The organism is Agrobacterium sp. NPDC089420 (assembly GCF_044900305.1).
Classification (GTDB): domain Bacteria; phylum Pseudomonadota; class Alphaproteobacteria; order Rhizobiales; family Rhizobiaceae; genus Agrobacterium.
Map to the genome: position 1 here is coordinate 12785 of NZ_JBJDMY010000025.1, position 16807 is coordinate 29591.

A 16807-nucleotide genomic window follows, 5' to 3' on the forward strand; every position below is an offset into this window, starting at 1 on the left:
AGAGGCCTGCGTCGACCTTAATCGCGCGTCCGGCGGAAGGAACTGAAATGGATCTGCGCCAAATGAGCACATTCGTTGCCGTCGCGGAAGAACTGCATTTCGGGCGCGCCTCCATCCGGCTCAACCTCGCCCAGCCTGCGGTCACTGCCCAGGTCCAGGCGATCGAGAAGGAACTGGGCGTTCCCCTTCTCATTCGTTCCACACGCCGCGTACAACTCACCCCGGCAGGTTCTGTTTTTTACGAGCGTTGCGTTCAACTGCTTCGCGATGTCGACGAAAGCTGCGCGATCACACAGGCGGTCGCGGGCAAGGCTGCCAGCAAGATCACCATCGGCACCATCCACCCGGCAACCTTCGGTGTTCTGCCCGATTTTCTTGCACGAATTGGCCGACGCTATCCGGACATCCGCATTCATATCCGCAACGGCACAACCGAATCCATCGTACGGGACATTGAGCGCGGACAGGTCAATATCGGTTTTGTCCGGCCACTGGACAACAACGGCGCATTGCGATGGCAGGCGATAACAGAGGAGCGGTATTTACTCGCCGTCTCCAAAGACAATGCTCTCGCTGAAGCCCAGACCGTCACGCTTGAGGACTTGCGCCGCCAGAAGATCATTTCCTTCTCGCGTTCGAACCTGTCCTACACGGAGCGGTACTTTCTGGATACATACCGTGAGCATGATCTTTCCGACCGGATTGTCTACACCTGCGACGACACACTTTCACTAATAGCTCTCGTTTCCGCAGGTGTTGGTGTCGGCTTCGTTCCGGAATGGGCATCAAACCTGCCGAATAGGAACTTCCGTTTAAAGGCGGTGGAGGAGATCGATCTGCGCATCGGCCTTGGACTGGCCTGGAGCAACCAGGACCCGACAGCCAATCGTGATGACATCATCGACATCGGCCGCCAGCTCGCATCCACTATTGCGAAAGCGCCCGCTCGGAAACAGTACCGCAATTGAACCTCCGAAATAGCATGGCGGCAAGCCCCGGCGTTTCCCGGTTGTCGAGCAGACGTGGACACCCTGGCACACGCGCCCCTTATTCCTGTGCAACGTGGCGATCCCTCATATGAGCGAGCACCGTCGTGGGTATTTCCCGTCATCAGGACCAACTGCATGCTATCCTCCATACCCCGCTGGTCGTCCCGTATGTCGTATATTGGACATATTGCCGAAGGGAGACACTTCTGACGGAGGATGAATGAGGTATCAAAACGTCTCGGAGGCTTTCATTGAGCTAGAGGCTGCGCCGGCCATAGCAAAGAAAATCTGCATGCAGAGCACAGATATCTGCGTGTCGATCATCGACAGGGACAGCGGCAGGCAACTCAACTTCGAGAACGGGTTTGCGATCATCAGAGTCGCTAACGATGGTCTCATCGTACGGGTCTCCGCCGGAGATCTGCTCACGTTCTACGGCATTCAAACGTTGATCGAGGGTCGCCTGTGGGAACTCGCGCCCGGCGCCGCAAGATTAGTGACATGGCTGCCAGCACCAGGGGCCCGGTCCGGGCAATTCCCGAGAACGGCGGCAACGGACATGAGAGAATGAAGTCCATTGGCTCCCTCCGATCAATACAGAAGATTTGCAGGGCGTAGCTGTCGAACCACCAAGTGGACCAGCGTCATGTAATATTGTGCTTGGCACAGGCCTCGTCGCGAGCGGCTGCCGGCTGCCTCGATTTGATGCGATCAATCCCCTCAGCGACGTTTGTGATCTTCCACCAAACGTCTCGGTCCCGTCCTACTGATTCCTATCGAGTGAAAACACGGCCTCGTTCAATCGTGCGACGCTGGCGCTCGGCGATAATGTTCTGAGTGCTTTCTGCCCGCACCGCCTGCTGCAGCACCTGCAGACGCTCTCGCATCGCCTCGAAGGCGCGGCGTTGCGCCGGTGAGACGAGATTGCCGGTATCCTTCTCACCCCTCAGGATCGCATTCCGGCCGAAACGCTCGTCGAGCGCCCGGCTGACCTCTGCAAACTCCCGGACGACACGTGGCTCGAGTGAACCCGCAGCAACACCGCGCCTGGTGTTCGTTTCCTTGTCCTTGTTCTGTCTGTTCACATCTGCCACCAGTTTCCGGAGGGCATCCTCGGCCGCCTGCGACAGCCCTGGGATGGCAACCGCCATGCGCCGACGCTCCTCGGTGACGGCTCGAGTCTCCGCATCAAGGGCTGTCGCCCACGACGCACCGAGCGAACGCACGCGGCTCGCAACTTCCGGCACAGCCTGGCGCGCTTCCTTTCGTTCGCGACCGACGGCGAGCAACCTGTCCATCAGGCGGTCAGAACCACGCAATGCACCATAGGCGGCAGGATCGTTGCTGATGGCCGCGGCGATTCGCTCACCGGCGAAACCTTGTCGGACAAGCTGCTCGATTTTTCCGACCGCACCTGCGGGATCGCGCCAGATGAGCGCCGCGGTCTCGGCAAGGGCTGCGCGATGGTGACGATAGTGCACGACCGTGCTAACACGGTTGCGCGCTTCTTCTTCCACCGGCGTCTTGAACTCGGTCACGGCGGCCAGCATCGGCAGCATGGGCATCGCTTCCTGTCCGACCTCGACGCTCGCGCCGGCGACGATCTTCGAACAGTCCTGTTTTTCAGCCAAATGCTGTTCCTCTGAAAAACGCCTGACAACGGTGAACAGGCGCGTCAGCTTTTCGCAACGCTCGGGAGCAAGATCTTCCGGCATGCGCTCGGCGATGTTACGCTCGGCAACCACATCGGCCTTCGCGGTGAAGGCGCTCCAGCCGAAGCGTGCGGTCAAGGCGTCGTTGACGGCCTTGACCTCCTGAACCAGCTGGCGGTCCTCGATGGCATAGGCGAAAGCGGTCTTGTAGGCATCGTCCCCGCCCCGTTCGCGAATTCTCTGGATTTCGACGAGACGTGCCATTGCCGGCTTCGACAGCATCGGGATCGATAGGGACATATGGGCGCGTCGTTGCTGTTCACAGATACCGAAGCGCTCGGCCTGCCGGCGGAATTCCGTGGCATGGGCGCGCGCCAAGGGCAGCAATTCCCCCAGAGCAGCCATCGCGTCCGTGCGCTCATTGCGGGCTATGCGTCCGTCGACCACCAGATCAGAACCGCGCAGTCGGCCGAGCCGATCCGGTGCTGCAACAAGATCCTCGGCAAGCGTCCGAGGTTCAACGTCACCCTCGGACGCCAGGGCATTGAGGGTCGAGAGGGCGGCCACCGGATCGCGGTAGATTTTCTCTAGCAAAGGCCGCAGGATCGCTTCCCGGTCCATCCAGGCCGGCGATGAAAGCTGCGCCAGTCGCGCATCCTCACCGACACTGCGAGCGAATTGAGTGGTCGGCGGAATCAGATAATGCCCGCTGACCGGAATTCCTTCAGCAACAGTTTGCACCTGGTCCTCATTGTAGGCGGCACGCCGTTCCCGCTCGATCGCGAAACCGAACGCCACGCTCGCGCGCTCCCAGAGCTTCGCCACCAGCTCCCGCTTTTCCGCAACCCACGCCAGCCGCCGGGAAGCGCCCTCCTCCATTCCGGCCGCAGCCTGGGAGAGTGTGTCGAGCCCGCGTCGCCGCACGAAATCCTGCGCATGCGCCCGGTAGCCTTCCTCGCTCTCGAAATCGAGCGTCGTGGTTTTCGCGCCGGAGCGCGACAGACGTTCGACAAGACGCCCGAACAGTTCCGGCCGATGGCTCTCCTTCTCGATCCGTTCGGAACGGGCCGCCGCAGTTTCCTTCTGTTCGGCGGTCCAGACGTTGCGGTCAACCTCGCGTTCCTCGGTGCGCTTCTCGCCCGTCTTCTCGTCAACGACCGTAATCTCGACCTTGACCTTCTCGACACCATCTTTCCGCAGCATGACCGTATCGCCCTCCGAGACGCCCCCCTTTTCCAGCGCTTTCGGCAGGCTCACGCCCCAGAGACGATGAACGGTTCCGTCATCCGTCCTGACGTCGGCATAGGGGCTCTCGTCCGCATCCTCGTCATCGGGTCGGAACTTCGCGTTCCCGGTTTTCACGAGCTCGCCGGTCACACCGGCCGCATGATCGGCGCACGGTTTCCGTCCCCATTCCGGTCTCGCCTCGAAATCCTCTTTCGCGGCATAGAGGTCGGCGCCGTCTCGATGCCGCGTCATCGACACATAGGCCAGGTGCTGGTCCATCATACCGGTGGCAAGCACGAAGGTCCGATCGACGGTCGTACCCTGCGACTTGTGAATGGTCGCGGCATAGCCGTGATCGACATTACGATAGCTGTTTTCGCTGATTGCGACGGTGCGGCCATTGTCGAGGCGGACGGACAACAAGGCATCGCCCCGTTTGTCTCCAGTGGAAACGACCGTGCCAAGCATGCCGTTCTTCACATATTGCGGACCGAGGCTTTTGGCGCGCGGTTCCGCGAAACGGGCATTTTCCAGAAAGATGATCCGGTCACCGGCAGCGAACTCCCGCTCACCGCGCCCTGTCCGGAACGAGCGACGATCGCTGAGTTCGCCGGCGTCCATCATCACCGATCGCAATGCCTCGTTCAGCCGCTTCACGTCCTCGTTGGTATGGGCGAGCACGAGCAGTTCGTCGCCGCGAAGGCGGCCTTCTCTGCCCTGCAAAACGGAGGCCTCGATCGCCCGATTGCGCGCCTCCGTCCAGTCGGCGACCATCCTGGCGACGATCTCATCGCGCGTGTCCGCCTCGACCAGATGGCCATGTTGGGCATAGGCGTCGAGGCCCTTCTCAACCTCGCCGCGTGCAAAGAGCCGGGAGGCGTCGCGCGCCCACTGTTCGCGCTGGCGACGAACGCCGGCAAGTTCGGCAAAGCCTATCCGCTCCGATATGGCCCGGAACGCAGCGCCGGCCTGGATCGGCTGCAACTGCATGGCATCACCGACCAGGACGACTTTTGCCTCAACCTCCTCGGCGGCCTTCAGCACGCGCGCCATCTGCTGCGAGGACACCATGCCGGCCTCGTCGATGACCAGCACATTACCGCGCTCGAGCAGATCGCGCCCGCTTGCCCAGGCCAGTTCCCATGACGCCAGCGTGCGCGACTTGATACCCGAACTGTCTTCCAGTCCTTCGGCTGCCTTGCCGGCAAGCGCTGCTCCGACGACACGGCGACCGTCGCTTTCCCAGGCAACGCGCGCCGCCGCAAGCAGGGTCGACTTGCCCGCGCCGGCAAGACCGACCACCGCCGCGATACCGCCCTCCCCCGTGACATGATGGACCGCATCGACCTGCTCCGCGTCGAGCCGGAACCGCTTTTTCGGATCAGCGGTCTCAACGGTCTCGACGGCGGCAGCGACTGCCTGAGAGGAAACCGCCAAACCCTTGCGCTGCGAAAGAACACGCGCCGACTGCGCCATGTCATATTCGATGCGCAGCATATCGCGCGTCGTGAAGACCGCCGGTTCCGCCGCCTTTCCGGTCGCAGGATCGAACACCTGCGGCTTCAATATCACGAGATCGTCTGACGCCATCAGGCGTGCCCGGATATTGGCGAAATCGACGGGATCGTCGACATAGCGATGCAGGGCCTTGGCGATCTCCTTATCGTCGAATGTCGAGCGCTCATTGCCGAGCTGCTTCAAAAGAAGCTCCGGTTCCGCGAGCAACCGATCCGCCATGTCCTGCCGGCGGGCGAGATCGGCCGGCGCGAAATACATCTCGACGCCCTTGCGGGCGAGTGCTGCCTTTTCCGGGCCGAGATGTTTTTGGGCGATCCCGTCGAGACCCTGTTCGGCATAGGAGCGCCCATCGAGACGGATCTCATGGCCTGCGAGTGCCAGATGCCGATTGGCCGCTTCTGCCCAGCCGATCTTCCAGGCCTTCATGGTTTCCTTGTCGCCGGCCCAGAGATTGTAGACGATCTTGCCGTTCGGACGATCCGGCGTTACGACGCGTAGCGGATTGCCGTCTTCGCCTAGTACCGGGACCTTCTTTGGTCCGAACCCCTCCTCCGTCAGCGGCCGGAGCGTCGTCATCAGATGGATATGCGGATTGCCGTCCTTGTCGTGATAGACCCAATCCGCGATCATCCCCTTCGACGTAAAATTGTCCTGCACGAACTCGCGGACCAAGGCGATGTTCTCCGCCCGCGTCAGCTCTTCCGGCAGGGCGATGATCAGCTCACGGGCAAGCTGGGCGTCCGCCCGCGTCTCGAAGGCGTCGACCGCATTCCATAGTGCTTCACTGGAGCCTGCTACGGATTTCCCTTGGACGACACTCTTCAGCCAGGCGGGTATCTGGTCCGGCAGCGCCAGTTCCTCGTGCACGAGTTCGGACGCCCCTCCCCGATAGCTGAAGGACGTCCCGGCCTGCTCGTCCATCATCCGGGCACGATGACGATAGGCAGCGGCCGAGACGATGCTGCGCCCCGCTCCCCTTCCGATCACCTGCGCTCTGACGAACATGATCGCCACGACTGGCCTCCGAACCTCTCAGGCACGTCGCGACAGCGACGTATATTGCGCCCTCAAACCGATCGGACCGCAGGGCCGATGCCGCTTTTCCGGAAGACGGCCCAAGCCGGACTTCCGGCATCGACGTTTTAGGGACTTGCACAAGGTAGCCTATTTTACTATCGTATTCTAGTCAGTTAACTCGACAGATCGTAAGATCGTCATGACGAAGAAGGAGACAGATATGGCTGCAAAATCGTCAATTCTGGATATCGATGCCCAAATCGAGAAGCTGCGCGAACGCAGGCGTTCTCTGATAGTTAAATCCGCCGAGCGCTTTGCTCGCGCAGCGACGAAGGCGGGGCTGGCCGAGATGGAGATCGCCGATGAGGAGGTCGATCGCATCTTCGAGGAGATCGCCGCGCGATTTCGCAAGCAAGAGAAGAAGGGGGCTGCTGGCGCATCTGCTCCGACGCGTCGATCAACGGATAGTAGGGCTGGAACGTCGGAGGCGGTTTCAAATGACAGCTGATCGCAAACGCGAGGCGTGGGAAAAATTCCTGCTTGGCGGCATCGTCGTCAAGGCAGGCCTGTCGAAGGCCGATCGCGCGTTCCTGCTCGGTGGCCTGCTCGAACTGGCACGCGTGGCAGCGGGCTCTCCCGAACACCGGCGGCTGCGCGATATCGGCGAAGAAGCGTTCAAGGCCCCGGCACTCGAGGGAGAGGTCGCGCGCGCCGGGGAGATGCTGGAATGGCATTGAAGGGAAAGCTGCATCCGAGCCTGTTGCTCGTTCTCGTGCCGATCGTGGTCACGGCGGTCACCGTCCATATCGTCGGCTGGCGATGGACAGGACTGGCGACTGGCATGTCAGGCAAGACCGAATACTGGTTCCTGCGAGCGGCTCCGTTACCGGCGCTTCTGTTCGGGCCACTCGCCGGTCTGCTGACCGTTTGGATGCTACCCATGCATCGCCGACGACCGATCGCCATGATGAGCCTTTTGTGCTTTGTCGGTGTCGTCGGCTTTTATGGCCTCAGGGAATATGGACGGCTCGCCCCTTCCGTTGAGCGCGGTCTCGTCGGTTGGGACGATGCGCTTTCCTATCTCGATATGGCTGTCGTGGTGGGGGCCTTGTGCGGTTTCATGGCGGTCGCTGCCTCGGCCCGCATCTCCACCGTCGTGCCCGAACAGGTCAAGCGTGCGCGACGGGCAACCTTCGGCGATGCCGACTGGCTTTCAATGTCGGCGGCAGGAAAGCTCTTTCCGCCGGATGGCGAAATTGTCGTCGGAGAGCGTTACCGCGTCCACAAGGACATCGTCCATGAGCTGCCCTTCGATCCGAATGATCGCTCGACATGGGGACAGGGCGGCAAGGCCCCGCTTCTCACCTACAGCCAAGATTTCGATTCCACCCATATGCTCTTCTTCGCCGGGTCTGGCGGATACAAGACAACCAGCAATGTCGTGCCGACGGCGCTGCGCTACACCGGACCACTGATCTGCCTCGATCCGTCAACCGAGGTAGCGCCCATGGTGGTCGAGCATCGCACCCGCGTCCTCGGCCGCGAGGTCATGGTGCTCGATCCGACGAACCCGATCATGGGCTTCAACGTGCTCGACGGCATCGAGACGTCGAAGCACAAGGAAGAGGATATCGTCGGCGTCGCCCATATGCTGCTGTCGGAGAGCATGCGTTTCGAAAGCTCGAGCGGTGCCTACTTCCAGAGCCAGGCACACAATCTTCTGACGGGGCTGCTCGCCCACGTCATGCTGTCGCCGGACTATGCCGGCAGGCGAAACCTGCGCAGCCTGCGCCAGATCGTATCCGAACCCGAGCCGTCGGTGCTCGCCATGCTGCGCGACATTCAGGAGAATTCGGCCTCAGTCTTCATCCGCGAAACCCTGGGCGTCTTCACCAACATGACCGAGCAGACATTCTCAGGCGTCTATTCGACGGCGTCGAAGGATACGCAATGGCTGTCGCTCGACAGCTACGCCGCACTGGTGTGTGGCAATGCCTTCAAATCGAGCGATATCGTCAGCGGGAAGAAGGACGTCTTCCTGAATATCCCGGCGTCAATCCTGCGATCCTATCCGGGTATCGGGCGAGTGATCATTGGCGCGCTGATCAATGCGATGATTGAGGCCGACGGCGGTTTCAAGCGGCGGGCGCTCTTCATGCTCGATGAGGTCGACCTGCTCGGCTACATGCGCGTTCTCGAAGAGGCGCGCGATCGCGGCCGCAAGTACGGGATATCGATGATGCTGATGTATCAGTCGGTCGGTCAGCTTGCGCGGCATTTCGGGAAAGATGGTGCGACCTCGTGGATCGATGGCTGCGCCTTCGCCTCCTATGCGGCGATCAAGGCACTCAATACGGCCCGCAACGTCTCGGCGCAATGCGGCGAGATGACGGTCGAGGTGAAGGGAAGCTCCCGTAACATTGGCTGGGATACGAAGAACAGCGCGTCGCGCAAATCGGAGAATGTGAATTTCCAGCGCCGGCCGCTCATCATGCCGCACGAAATCACGCAGTCGATGCGCAAGGACGAGCAGATCATCATCGTGCAGGGGCATAGCCCGATACGCTGCGGCCGCGCGATCTACTTTCGGCGAAAGGACATGGATGCGGCCGCAAAGGCCAATCGTTTCGTCAAGCTCGACCCATAGAGCCGCACCGGATCAGACCAATCAATCATCACCGCAATGAATCGGTCGGAGCAGATCGATTCAAAGAAGTCGTTGGACGGGTCTTCCAAAGGAAGCAAGACTCCGGCCATGGAAAATGAGGATACAGGAACAGTTCATCTTCGCCGCATCGACCCGTCGCAGAACATGCGACGTTTCTACGTGCTCGCGATCCAGCCAACGCTCTTTGGCGGCGCATCGGTCATCCGTCACTGGGGCCGGATCGGCACGAACGGCCAGTCGAAGATCGAAACCTTCGATAGCAACCACGATGCCGAAACCGCCGCGATGCGGCTTCAAAAGACAAAACGCCGAAGGGGATATCGCGACGACGGTACGACCTGAAGGCAGGCGACACGACGAGAAACGTCGATTTTCAGTGGATTCAGGGCGGCAGAGTATTATTTGCCCTACCATCGCCGCAGGCCGATTGCGATGCTGGAAGGGATCATCAACCCGATAAGGAGATTTCTTCCATGACGACAGCAACCGAGATCGCGGACAAGATCGCCGGCGAACAGAGCCTGACCAAAGCACAGGCGAAAGCTGTCGTCGACAGCGTGTTCCGGCAGATCGCCGAGGCGGCGAAAAACGGCGCAGAGACGAACGTGCCGGGCTTTGGCAAATTCAAGGTGAAAGAGACGCCGGCGCGCGAAGGCCGCAATCCGGCAACGGGGGCGACGATCAAGATCGCAGCGTCGAAGAAGCTCACCTTCACACCGGCAAAGGCCGTGAAGGACGCGCTCAACGGCTGAAGCCGCCGAGCGCGCCGGCAGCGTGATGCCGTCCTAGAAGGGCGGCTCGTTCTTGAGAAAGGCCGCATGCGCGGCCCAGAGCAGCTCACGCTCGGCCAGCGCCTTCGCCAGTTCCTTCTCGATCCAGCGGCGCTCGTTGCGATGGACGGCGTTCCGCAGCTCAGCGCGCAGTTCCTCGATGTGCTGATCTATCGACATTGGTCATCTCCTTGATGTTGGTGAAAGACGCCGCCCACGGTCATGGCGGGCCGGATGGGTCAAGGAGCGCGGAACGCGACCGCCGGAGGCGGCGAGTGGGGGAGCCGATTTTCTGGCGCAGTCCCGCAGGGGCTGCGGCTGAAAATTGGGGGCACCGCTCGTCCTTGAGGCATTCGGGTTGCCATGGCACCCTTGGACGGACTGAGCAGACAAAGTTTGGTCTCGTTTGGCACCGGAGGAGCGGAAGCGGGCTCGATGCCCGCTTTCGCTCCCATGACAACGCGGCGGTCAGCGCCAAAATGCCGAAGCCGGCCCCGATCGCTCGGGGCCGGCTGCCTGCCACTCAGTTCGGGTTGTTCCAGAGGATTACCTTCTTCGCCGGATCGCCCCCAGGGGCCTGTGCGAGATTACCGAAGATCACGCCGATCTCGGGTGCCTCCAGCTTCACCGAGAGGTATTCCTCGCCGGTCTGGCGAGCGATGCGGTTCCAGCCCGCGCCGATCTCGAAGCCTGTCTTGCGATGGATGACGCGGAAATCGGGCGCTTCCTCGCTTGCCTTCTGGGCGTTCGGGACGATGGCGATCGGTGCGTTGACCCGGATAGTGGCGAAAACGCCTTCGAGGCTGCCGTCGGTCTTCTGCGTCAGGGTTGCGATCGTGGTGGCCATGGTATTGTCTCCTTCGGTTGCTCGGGACCATTCCCGATGGCGCACGAAGAGACGGCCGGCTGCTGCGGTCAGCTCGCCTGAAAATTTTGCAAAATTGTATTTTCCGCCAAGACAAGGAACCGAAATAGAATTTTGCAAAAATTTCGGGCGAGTCTTACCCCTTCAGGGGTTGGCCGCAAAAGCGGGCGGTCGTCTATACGAGCGACATACAACGGGAATGGTTCGGGGCAATCGAAGGGCAAGGCACCATCGTGGCTGCCCGGTCTGGCGCTGTACAAAGCAACCGTACAGCTCCATCAAGTGTTTCGCCACCATCCGGGGCAACACCACCTCCTGGCGGTCGCCCCCGGCTCAAAAGGCATGTGGTGACGCTTCCACCTCACCATGCCCTCGCGGACAGAACGATCGGCACAGCGACCGTTCTGTCCATTACCGACCCTGCGGCAACATCTGGTGGCGTTGGGCCGCCAGATATCTGATGCGCGATCTTTGCTGGCTTGCCCGGTTATCGCCTCGACACCGGAAGGTGGAAACCTTCTGGCACTGCGGCCTGTTGGGAGGCAGAAGTGCGGAGCGAACTGGACCGGCTTCGCCGGCAAAGCCAAACCCATCGGAGATCACAAGCTAACGGGGTTCGAGCAAGCCACAAACGGAAGCCGTAGAGCTGGACATTCTGATCCTGCGAAACGAAACACGCCTCCTCTGCCACGGGCCTGAGCCATGAGGAGATGATCGCAGGGATCGCGGTGAAGAAGCGGGAGAGCAGCAAGAGCGATAAGATGTGCGTCTGCGATATCCAGCCGATCGAAACCTTGATGCGGCAGGATCGCAAGGATCTCTTCTATACCAGCATCGAGCTTGCCGATCCGCGGCTTCGGTGATTTCCCAAAGTGAAACGATACTGATGACGAGGACATCATTCTCAGGATCGCCGATAAGGCGACGCGCATGGCTTCCGAGTTTCTCATCGTCGTTCAGCCACCACAACAAGGCATGCGTATCGAGAAGTAACCTCACACCTCGTCTTCCATCGAGGCCAGAACGTCCGCCGGCAGGCTGTCGAAGTCTTCGGCAATTTTGATCTTCCTGCGCAACGCGCCGGGATTGCGAGCGACAATGTCCTTTGACGGCGGTCCGATTTCCGCGACGACCTTATGATGGGAGGTGAGGACAAACCGCTGACCATCCTCGACCTGTTTCAGGAACGACATCAGGTTGCCGCGAAACTCGCGCACACCGACACGACGAGGGGCAGATGTCTGTTGCCGGGATTGAGGCATAGCAAGGCTCCGTTTGAGTGGGAAAATGTGTACACAAACGCCGGAAATGCAAGGCCCATTTTGTCTTCAACTGATAGGTTCGGCAAATGATGTTAACTGAATTCTCTCCGTGTCTGCCTATCTTTCAAAGGGCACGGTAGTCCAATGCACCATAGAAGGCATGGACAATGACCACTCGTTCGGCGTCTATACGATAGAAAACAAGATAGTTCCCATGCACCTGGCGGCGAATGCCGTAGCCTTCATATTGGGGCACCAGCGGAAACGCCAAGGGATTGTATGCCAATGCTTCGCACTTGCCGCGCAGTTCCTGTACGAAGAAGAGCGCCCGGCGCGGATTATCGTTGGCGATGTAATGCACGATGGGTTCTAGATCGCTTCCCCCCGCCGGAAAATTCAACGATCATGTGGGCCGTTCATCCTGTGCAGCCATCGCACGATATTTGGCCTCCAGGCGGTCAAACACTCCATCGGCCGGCTTTGTGCGACCAGCGCCAGCATCGGCCAGCCCGCGCATAATCGACGCATCGAGTGCGGCCAGCTTTGTTTCCCTGCCCTGCACAAGCCGCACGCCTTCGCGTAGCACTTCGCTCCTGGAGCCATAACGGCCCGTATCGACAAGCTGCTGGATATAGCTTTCGAGCTGTTTACCCAAATCGGTACTGATCATGTCAAAACCTCTGTCAAATGCATTTGCAAAGGATGTTCGACTTATCAACTATTATCAATGCTCAGCACCTTTCACGTCACACGCAGTGCCCAACGTGATAGTTGGAATTTGACATGCCCTGCACGTCACAAAACCCGCATGTCGATCTTGAGCCTGTATTGCTTGAAATCAGGGCAGAAATGGTGTATATACATCGCGGTATATACAAGGAGGACCGAAGCATGCCCCATATCGCCCGCGTATTTCAGTCCGGTAACTCTCAGGCGGTTCGCCTGCCGAAAGAATTTCGTTTCGATGTCGATCGTGTGGACATAACGCAGGAGGGCGATGCACTCATTCTGCGCCCGCACGTTGAGCGTGGTGACGCGTGGTCGTCCCTGAAAGCAGCGATGGCGCGCGGCGTGAGCGACGATTTCATGGAAGGTGGGCGCGAGCAGCCAAAACCACAGGACCGGCCGGAGCTTGATACGGTGTTTCCGTGATTTCGCATCTTCTCGACACGAATGCGGTCATTGCTCTGGTTGGCCGTCGATCGGATATGATGGTCAATCGGGTGTTTCAGAGCGCCGAAGGAACGATCGGCCTGCCATCGATCGTCGCACATGAACTGTATTTTGGAGCCCAGAAGAGCGCAAAGGTCCAACACAACCTGGAAACATTGCGCCTGTTATTTGCTGATTTTCCGATCCTCGACTTCGATCAATGCGACGCTTTTGTCGCGGGGGAAATCCGGGCGGCTCTCGCTGCAAAGGGAACGCCTATCGGCCCCTACGACGTCCTGATAGCAGGTCAGGCCAAGGCCCGGGGCCTGATGCTCGTCACCAACAATCTCGGTGAGTTCAACCGCGTGGACGGATTGCGCGTTGAAGACTGGTCAATTGAATGAAGCTGTCAGCGGAGAGATTTTAACCAGTGCCCTATCTGGTGTGCTCTGTTCGCAAAATCGGGTTTGATGCCCTCGGCGAAGAGTAGAAACATTGCGTCGATCAAAAAAAGCAAGGCCGCGATAGCGCTCAGAACAATAATCATCCATCCGAAAGCGATAATGATCGCAAAAGCAGGCTGTCCGAGTGCCGGTCCCCATAGATCGGCATTGCCGACAATCAAGCCGAAGGCGAGAAGGATCAGCAAGGAAGGCATTGCCTGCACCGCGAGAAGCAGGACCTCGATAGATCGCAGCGACGGCGAAACAGCGCTATGCTTCATCTGCCACGGAAAACGGAAGCGTATTGATGAGGCCGGATCCCTAAACCTCATCTCAAGATATCTGTGCTTCAGTCCGGGCAGTTCCGATATGAACGTCCCGATCAACGAGACAGTTATACTCGCGCCACGGTTATAGCGTCCGTCCGGCGAGGTCGTCAGTGCGATCACTGATCGGACAATACTAGCCAGGACAAGAACCCACGCGCCGACTGTTACTGCGGTCGCCAGCCACGATGGACTTTCTTGCTGCCTGAACACAAGCACGAAATAAGCGAATCCAAGAGCGCCAAGCACGACGGCCGTGCGGACTGGAAACATGACGAATATCTCTGCTCGACGAAGAGAGGAGCGTCGCTGTTCAAACGATGAAACAGAGTTTGGCATAACATCCTCGTCAGTCGTACGATATCCTGATAGAAGTATAGCATCCAGCCGTGCGACATCAACTATACCCAGCCAGTGCCTTCAGGCTCAACGTTGGCTTCCCTTGCGCGCGACAGGTCGAGACCAGTGGCCGCATGATGACCTGGGAATATTTCAGAGGCCGCTGCGGTTGAACCGAACGACCTCTGAAGGGCGTTTACGGATTGTCTCAGCCGAAGCGCCAGACCGGGATGCCGAACTGGCGGGCCTTGTCGGCAAGATTACCGGTGATCCCGGAACCGGGAAAGATGATGACACCCGCCGGCATGACCGAGAGCATGGCATCGTTGCGACGGAACGGAGCCGCCTTGGCATGTTTCGTCCAGTCAGGCTTGAAGGCGATCTGTGTCGCCTTGCGGGCCTCAGCCCAGCAGGCGGCAATGCGCTCGGCGCCCTTCGGTGAGCCGCCGTGCAGCAGGACCAGATCAGGATATTTGGCATGGGCCTTGTCGAGGGCGGTCCAGATTTGCTCATGGTCGTTATAGTCCATTCCGCCGCCGAAGGCGATCTTGGTGCCAGCCGGGATCAGCACCTCGGTCTCGGCTCGCCTGCGGGCCGACAGGAAGTCACGGCTGTCGATCATTGCTGCGGTCATGTTCGCATGGCTGACCTTGGAGCCTGTGCGCGGGCGCCAGGCCGATCCTGTCTGCGCCTCGAACAGGTCGGCCGCAAAATCGCGCATGAACTCGAAGGCGTTGCGGCGCTCCAGAAGCGTGATGCCTTCGGCGATCAGGCGCTCCAGCTCGACACTCTTGACCTCCGAGCCATCCTGCTCCCGCTGACCAGTGCGCTGCGCATCCTCATTGCGCTGAAGCTCGCGCTGAATACGTTCGCCCGCACGGTGGAAAAGGTTGGGAACCGACCAGAGCAGGTCTTCGAGATCGGGCTCCAGCCGCGTGTCACCAAGCATTTCGAACAGGGCATCGAAGATCGCGGTCAGCGCCGACTGGACGATCGGCTCCTCGGGCAGAGGTCGTGGATCCGGCTCGTCCTGGAAGGGGCGATGGCCGTAGAGTTGCATCTCGTAGATGAAGCGGTCGGTCGGAGAAGAGGTGTGGTGCGGCTCGAAGGTGTCGTCGTTGGGAAGCATGAGGTTCATGATGGTCTCCGTCGGTTTGGGCCGCGCCTCTCGCGGCCTGACGGCGATCCCTGTCCATGCGGAGGCGGGCCAGAACCGCAGCGCCCCGCGCTGCGGCCACGCAAAGCAGTGGGTCCCGCCGGTAAGGTTTTTTGTCCCGCGAGGAGAACCGGCTCCGCATCGGCCCGAAAAGTGGGAACCGGTTTTCGGAGCAGCCGATGCACGAGAAGAGCCGGTGCGGGGAAAAAACTTTTCCGGCGGCGGCTGGCGGCCCGCCCGCCGCATGGTAAGGGTCGCCTCCCGGCAGGCCCGCGGGCGCGCTCCCATCCGGGCGGCGACCGGCAAGCACCGGCCTTCCCAACCACGCCACCGCAACCCCTCCCCCGTCTCCCCATCACGGCCCCGTCACGCAGACAGGAGGACCTGAGCATCTTCCGGGGCGAGCTGCGACCGCAGATTGGCGATCAACCGGTCCGGTCCGAGTTGGCGCAGATCTTCGTTGAAGTCGCCGAGTTGCGGGGTGAGCACAAGCGACAGGATGCCGAGCGCCTGCATCCGGCGGCTCAATCCCTCGATGCCGTGCCGGCCAGCGGCGTCCGCGTCCGCCGCAATGTAGAGGCGCTCGCACTCGTCCGGTGGCCGGAAGGCGGCAAGGTGAGTGGCGGTCAGCGCTGATGCCATCGGCATGGTGGGCATCACATGCGACAGCGACAGGATGCTTTCGAGCCCCTCGCCAGCGATCATGACCGGGACGGGGCAATCGACGGAGAAACGGAAGCGTACGGCATTGCCGAGCAAGCCTCCAAGAGCACGCCGCGGCGTGTTCACCTGCGCCTTGCCGACGCTGGCTGGGTCGAGCCCGGAGCGCTGAAGATACGTGCGATGCACGCCGGTGATCGTTCCGAAGCGATCGGTCACGGCTGCGATCAGCGCCGGAAAGCTCCTCGTCTTGCCCGTGACAAGATCGCGATAGTAGCAGGAGGGGTGAAACCGGAGCGCGGGATGCAACGCTGCCTGAAGGATACCCCGCTGGCGCAGATAGCTGTCGGCCAGCGTATGGACAAGCGGCTGCGTCATCCGAAACAGGCGCCGTGCGCGTTCGTTTGCCGGTCTGTCGACCGGCGGATCGGGGCGGGCGTCGTCCCTATGGGACGACGCGGGGCCGGGTTGGGGTTCGTTCAAAAAACGCCACGCCTCATCGGCCACGTCGCGGAAATCGACCAGCCCGCAGGTTTCCCGCACGAGATCGAGCAGATCGCCGAACTGAGCCGTCGCTGCATCCGCCCACCTGCCCTTGCGTGGACCGGAGAGGTGGACATAGAGCGACTTTCCCTTGTTGTTGGCGACATCGCCAACGATCCAGTAATTGCCGGCCCTACGGCCGGCGGAGAGATAATGACGGCAGAACGCCTCGGCATTGCGCGCGAGACGATCCGCCAGTTCAGACGCTGACGACATAACG

At 60.5% G+C, this 16807-nt stretch carries 18 protein-coding genes and 1 pseudogene; 9 read left to right on the plus strand and 10 right to left on the minus strand.

All coding sequences use genetic code 11. The features are described 5' to 3' along the window. Positions 1-47: 47 nt before the first annotated feature. Both ACI2KA_RS24455 and ACI2KA_RS24460 read left to right on the plus strand, forming a co-directional pair. Positions 48-968, plus strand: a complete 921-nt coding sequence (locus ACI2KA_RS24455) for a LysR family transcriptional regulator (RefSeq protein WP_404505044.1) — start codon at positions 48-50, stop codon at positions 966-968. Between the two features lie 241 nt (positions 969-1209). After that, positions 1210-1560, plus strand: a complete 351-nt coding sequence (locus ACI2KA_RS24460) for a hypothetical protein (RefSeq protein WP_404505045.1) — start codon at positions 1210-1212, stop codon at positions 1558-1560. Positions 1561-1762: 202 nt separating this feature from the next. Here ACI2KA_RS24460 and traA read toward each other — a convergent pair whose 3' ends face one another. Then, positions 1763-6400 carry a Ti-type conjugative transfer relaxase TraA gene (traA, locus tag ACI2KA_RS24465; RefSeq protein ID WP_404505046.1) on the minus strand — a complete coding sequence of 1546 codons (4638 nt, stop codon included), beginning with the start codon at positions 6398-6400 and terminating at the stop codon, positions 1763-1765. Between the two features lie 223 nt (positions 6401-6623). On the opposite strand from traA, the gene ACI2KA_RS24470 reads away from it, so the two are divergent. The 5 genes from ACI2KA_RS24470 to ACI2KA_RS24490 all read left to right on the plus strand — a co-directional run bounded on the left by ACI2KA_RS24470 (position 6624) and on the right by ACI2KA_RS24490 (position 9823). After that, the gene (locus tag ACI2KA_RS24470) at positions 6624-6911 is read left to right on the plus strand and encodes a TraC family protein (protein ID WP_404505072.1); all 288 of its coding nucleotides are present in this window, start codon (positions 6624-6626) and stop codon (positions 6909-6911) included. Next, a complete protein-coding gene (locus ACI2KA_RS24475) occupies positions 6901-7140 on the plus strand; it encodes a conjugal transfer protein TraD (RefSeq protein WP_404505047.1) in 240 nt (79 codons plus the stop codon). Before ACI2KA_RS24470 ends, ACI2KA_RS24475 begins: the two co-directional genes overlap by 11 nt. Next, a complete protein-coding gene (gene traG / locus ACI2KA_RS24480; protein WP_404505048.1) occupies positions 7131-9050 on the plus strand; it encodes a Ti-type conjugative transfer system protein TraG in 1920 nt (639 codons plus the stop codon). The genes ACI2KA_RS24475 and traG overlap by 10 nt, the downstream gene beginning before the upstream one ends. Positions 9051-9158: 108 nt before the next feature. Next, a complete protein-coding gene (locus ACI2KA_RS24485) occupies positions 9159-9413 on the plus strand; it encodes a WGR domain-containing protein (RefSeq protein WP_404505049.1) in 255 nt (84 codons plus the stop codon). A 131-nt stretch (positions 9414-9544) separates the two neighbouring features. Continuing rightward, positions 9545-9823 (plus strand): HU family DNA-binding protein, encoded by a 279-nt coding sequence (locus ACI2KA_RS24490; protein WP_404505050.1) that lies wholly within the window; start codon positions 9545-9547, stop codon positions 9821-9823. 33 nt (positions 9824-9856) lie between these two features. Here the strand turns inward: ACI2KA_RS24490 and ACI2KA_RS24495 are convergent, their stop codons facing one another. From ACI2KA_RS24495 to ACI2KA_RS24520, 6 genes and pseudogenes are all read right to left on the minus strand, one after another. Further along, positions 9857-10021 carry a hypothetical protein gene (locus ACI2KA_RS24495; protein ID WP_404505052.1) on the minus strand — a complete coding sequence of 55 codons (165 nt, stop codon included), beginning with the start codon at positions 10019-10021 and terminating at the stop codon, positions 9857-9859. Between the two features lie 343 nt (positions 10022-10364). Then, on the minus strand, positions 10365-10688 hold the full coding sequence (locus ACI2KA_RS24500; protein WP_113082129.1) for a DUF736 family protein: 324 nt from the start codon (positions 10686-10688) through the stop codon (positions 10365-10367). 617 nt (positions 10689-11305) lie between these two features. Further along, positions 11306-11705: pseudogene (locus ACI2KA_RS24505) on the minus strand (type II toxin-antitoxin system VapC family toxin). Continuing rightward, positions 11702-11968, minus strand: coding sequence for a type II toxin-antitoxin system Phd/YefM family antitoxin (locus ACI2KA_RS24510; protein WP_404505054.1), 267 nt, complete (start codon positions 11966-11968; stop codon positions 11702-11704). The pseudogene ACI2KA_RS24505 and the gene ACI2KA_RS24510 overlap by 4 nt, the downstream one beginning before the upstream one ends. Before the next feature lie 124 nt (positions 11969-12092). Further along, positions 12093-12329 (minus strand): type II toxin-antitoxin system RelE/ParE family toxin, encoded by a 237-nt coding sequence (locus ACI2KA_RS24515; protein WP_404505055.1) that lies wholly within the window; start codon positions 12327-12329, stop codon positions 12093-12095. Positions 12330-12371: 42 nt separating this feature from the next. Continuing rightward, positions 12372-12638 carry a type II toxin-antitoxin system ParD family antitoxin gene (locus ACI2KA_RS24520; protein WP_404505056.1) on the minus strand — a complete coding sequence of 89 codons (267 nt, stop codon included), beginning with the start codon at positions 12636-12638 and terminating at the stop codon, positions 12372-12374. A 221-nt stretch (positions 12639-12859) separates the two neighbouring features. On the opposite strand from ACI2KA_RS24520, the gene ACI2KA_RS24525 reads away from it, so the two are divergent. Beyond that, the gene (locus ACI2KA_RS24525; protein WP_031233812.1) at positions 12860-13120 is read left to right on the plus strand and encodes an AbrB/MazE/SpoVT family DNA-binding domain-containing protein; all 261 of its coding nucleotides are present in this window, start codon (positions 12860-12862) and stop codon (positions 13118-13120) included. After that, positions 13117-13524, plus strand: a complete 408-nt coding sequence (locus ACI2KA_RS24530; RefSeq protein WP_404505057.1) for a type II toxin-antitoxin system VapC family toxin — start codon at positions 13117-13119, stop codon at positions 13522-13524. Before ACI2KA_RS24525 ends, ACI2KA_RS24530 begins: the two co-directional genes overlap by 4 nt. 5 nt (positions 13525-13529) lie before the next feature. On the opposite strand, the gene ACI2KA_RS24535 is transcribed toward ACI2KA_RS24530, so the two are convergent. The 3 genes from ACI2KA_RS24535 to ACI2KA_RS24545 all read right to left on the minus strand — a co-directional run bounded on the left by ACI2KA_RS24535 (position 13530) and on the right by ACI2KA_RS24545 (position 16803). Then, a complete protein-coding gene (locus ACI2KA_RS24535) occupies positions 13530-14228 on the minus strand; it encodes a hypothetical protein (protein ID WP_404505058.1) in 699 nt (232 codons plus the stop codon). A gap of 208 nt (positions 14229-14436) precedes the next feature. Beyond that, on the minus strand, positions 14437-15366 hold the full coding sequence (locus tag ACI2KA_RS24540) for a DUF2493 domain-containing protein (protein ID WP_404505059.1): 930 nt from the start codon (positions 15364-15366) through the stop codon (positions 14437-14439). A gap of 384 nt (positions 15367-15750) precedes the next feature. Next, positions 15751-16803, minus strand: a complete 1053-nt coding sequence (locus ACI2KA_RS24545) for a toprim domain-containing protein (protein WP_404505060.1) — start codon at positions 16801-16803, stop codon at positions 15751-15753. Positions 16804-16807 lie beyond the last annotated feature (4 nt).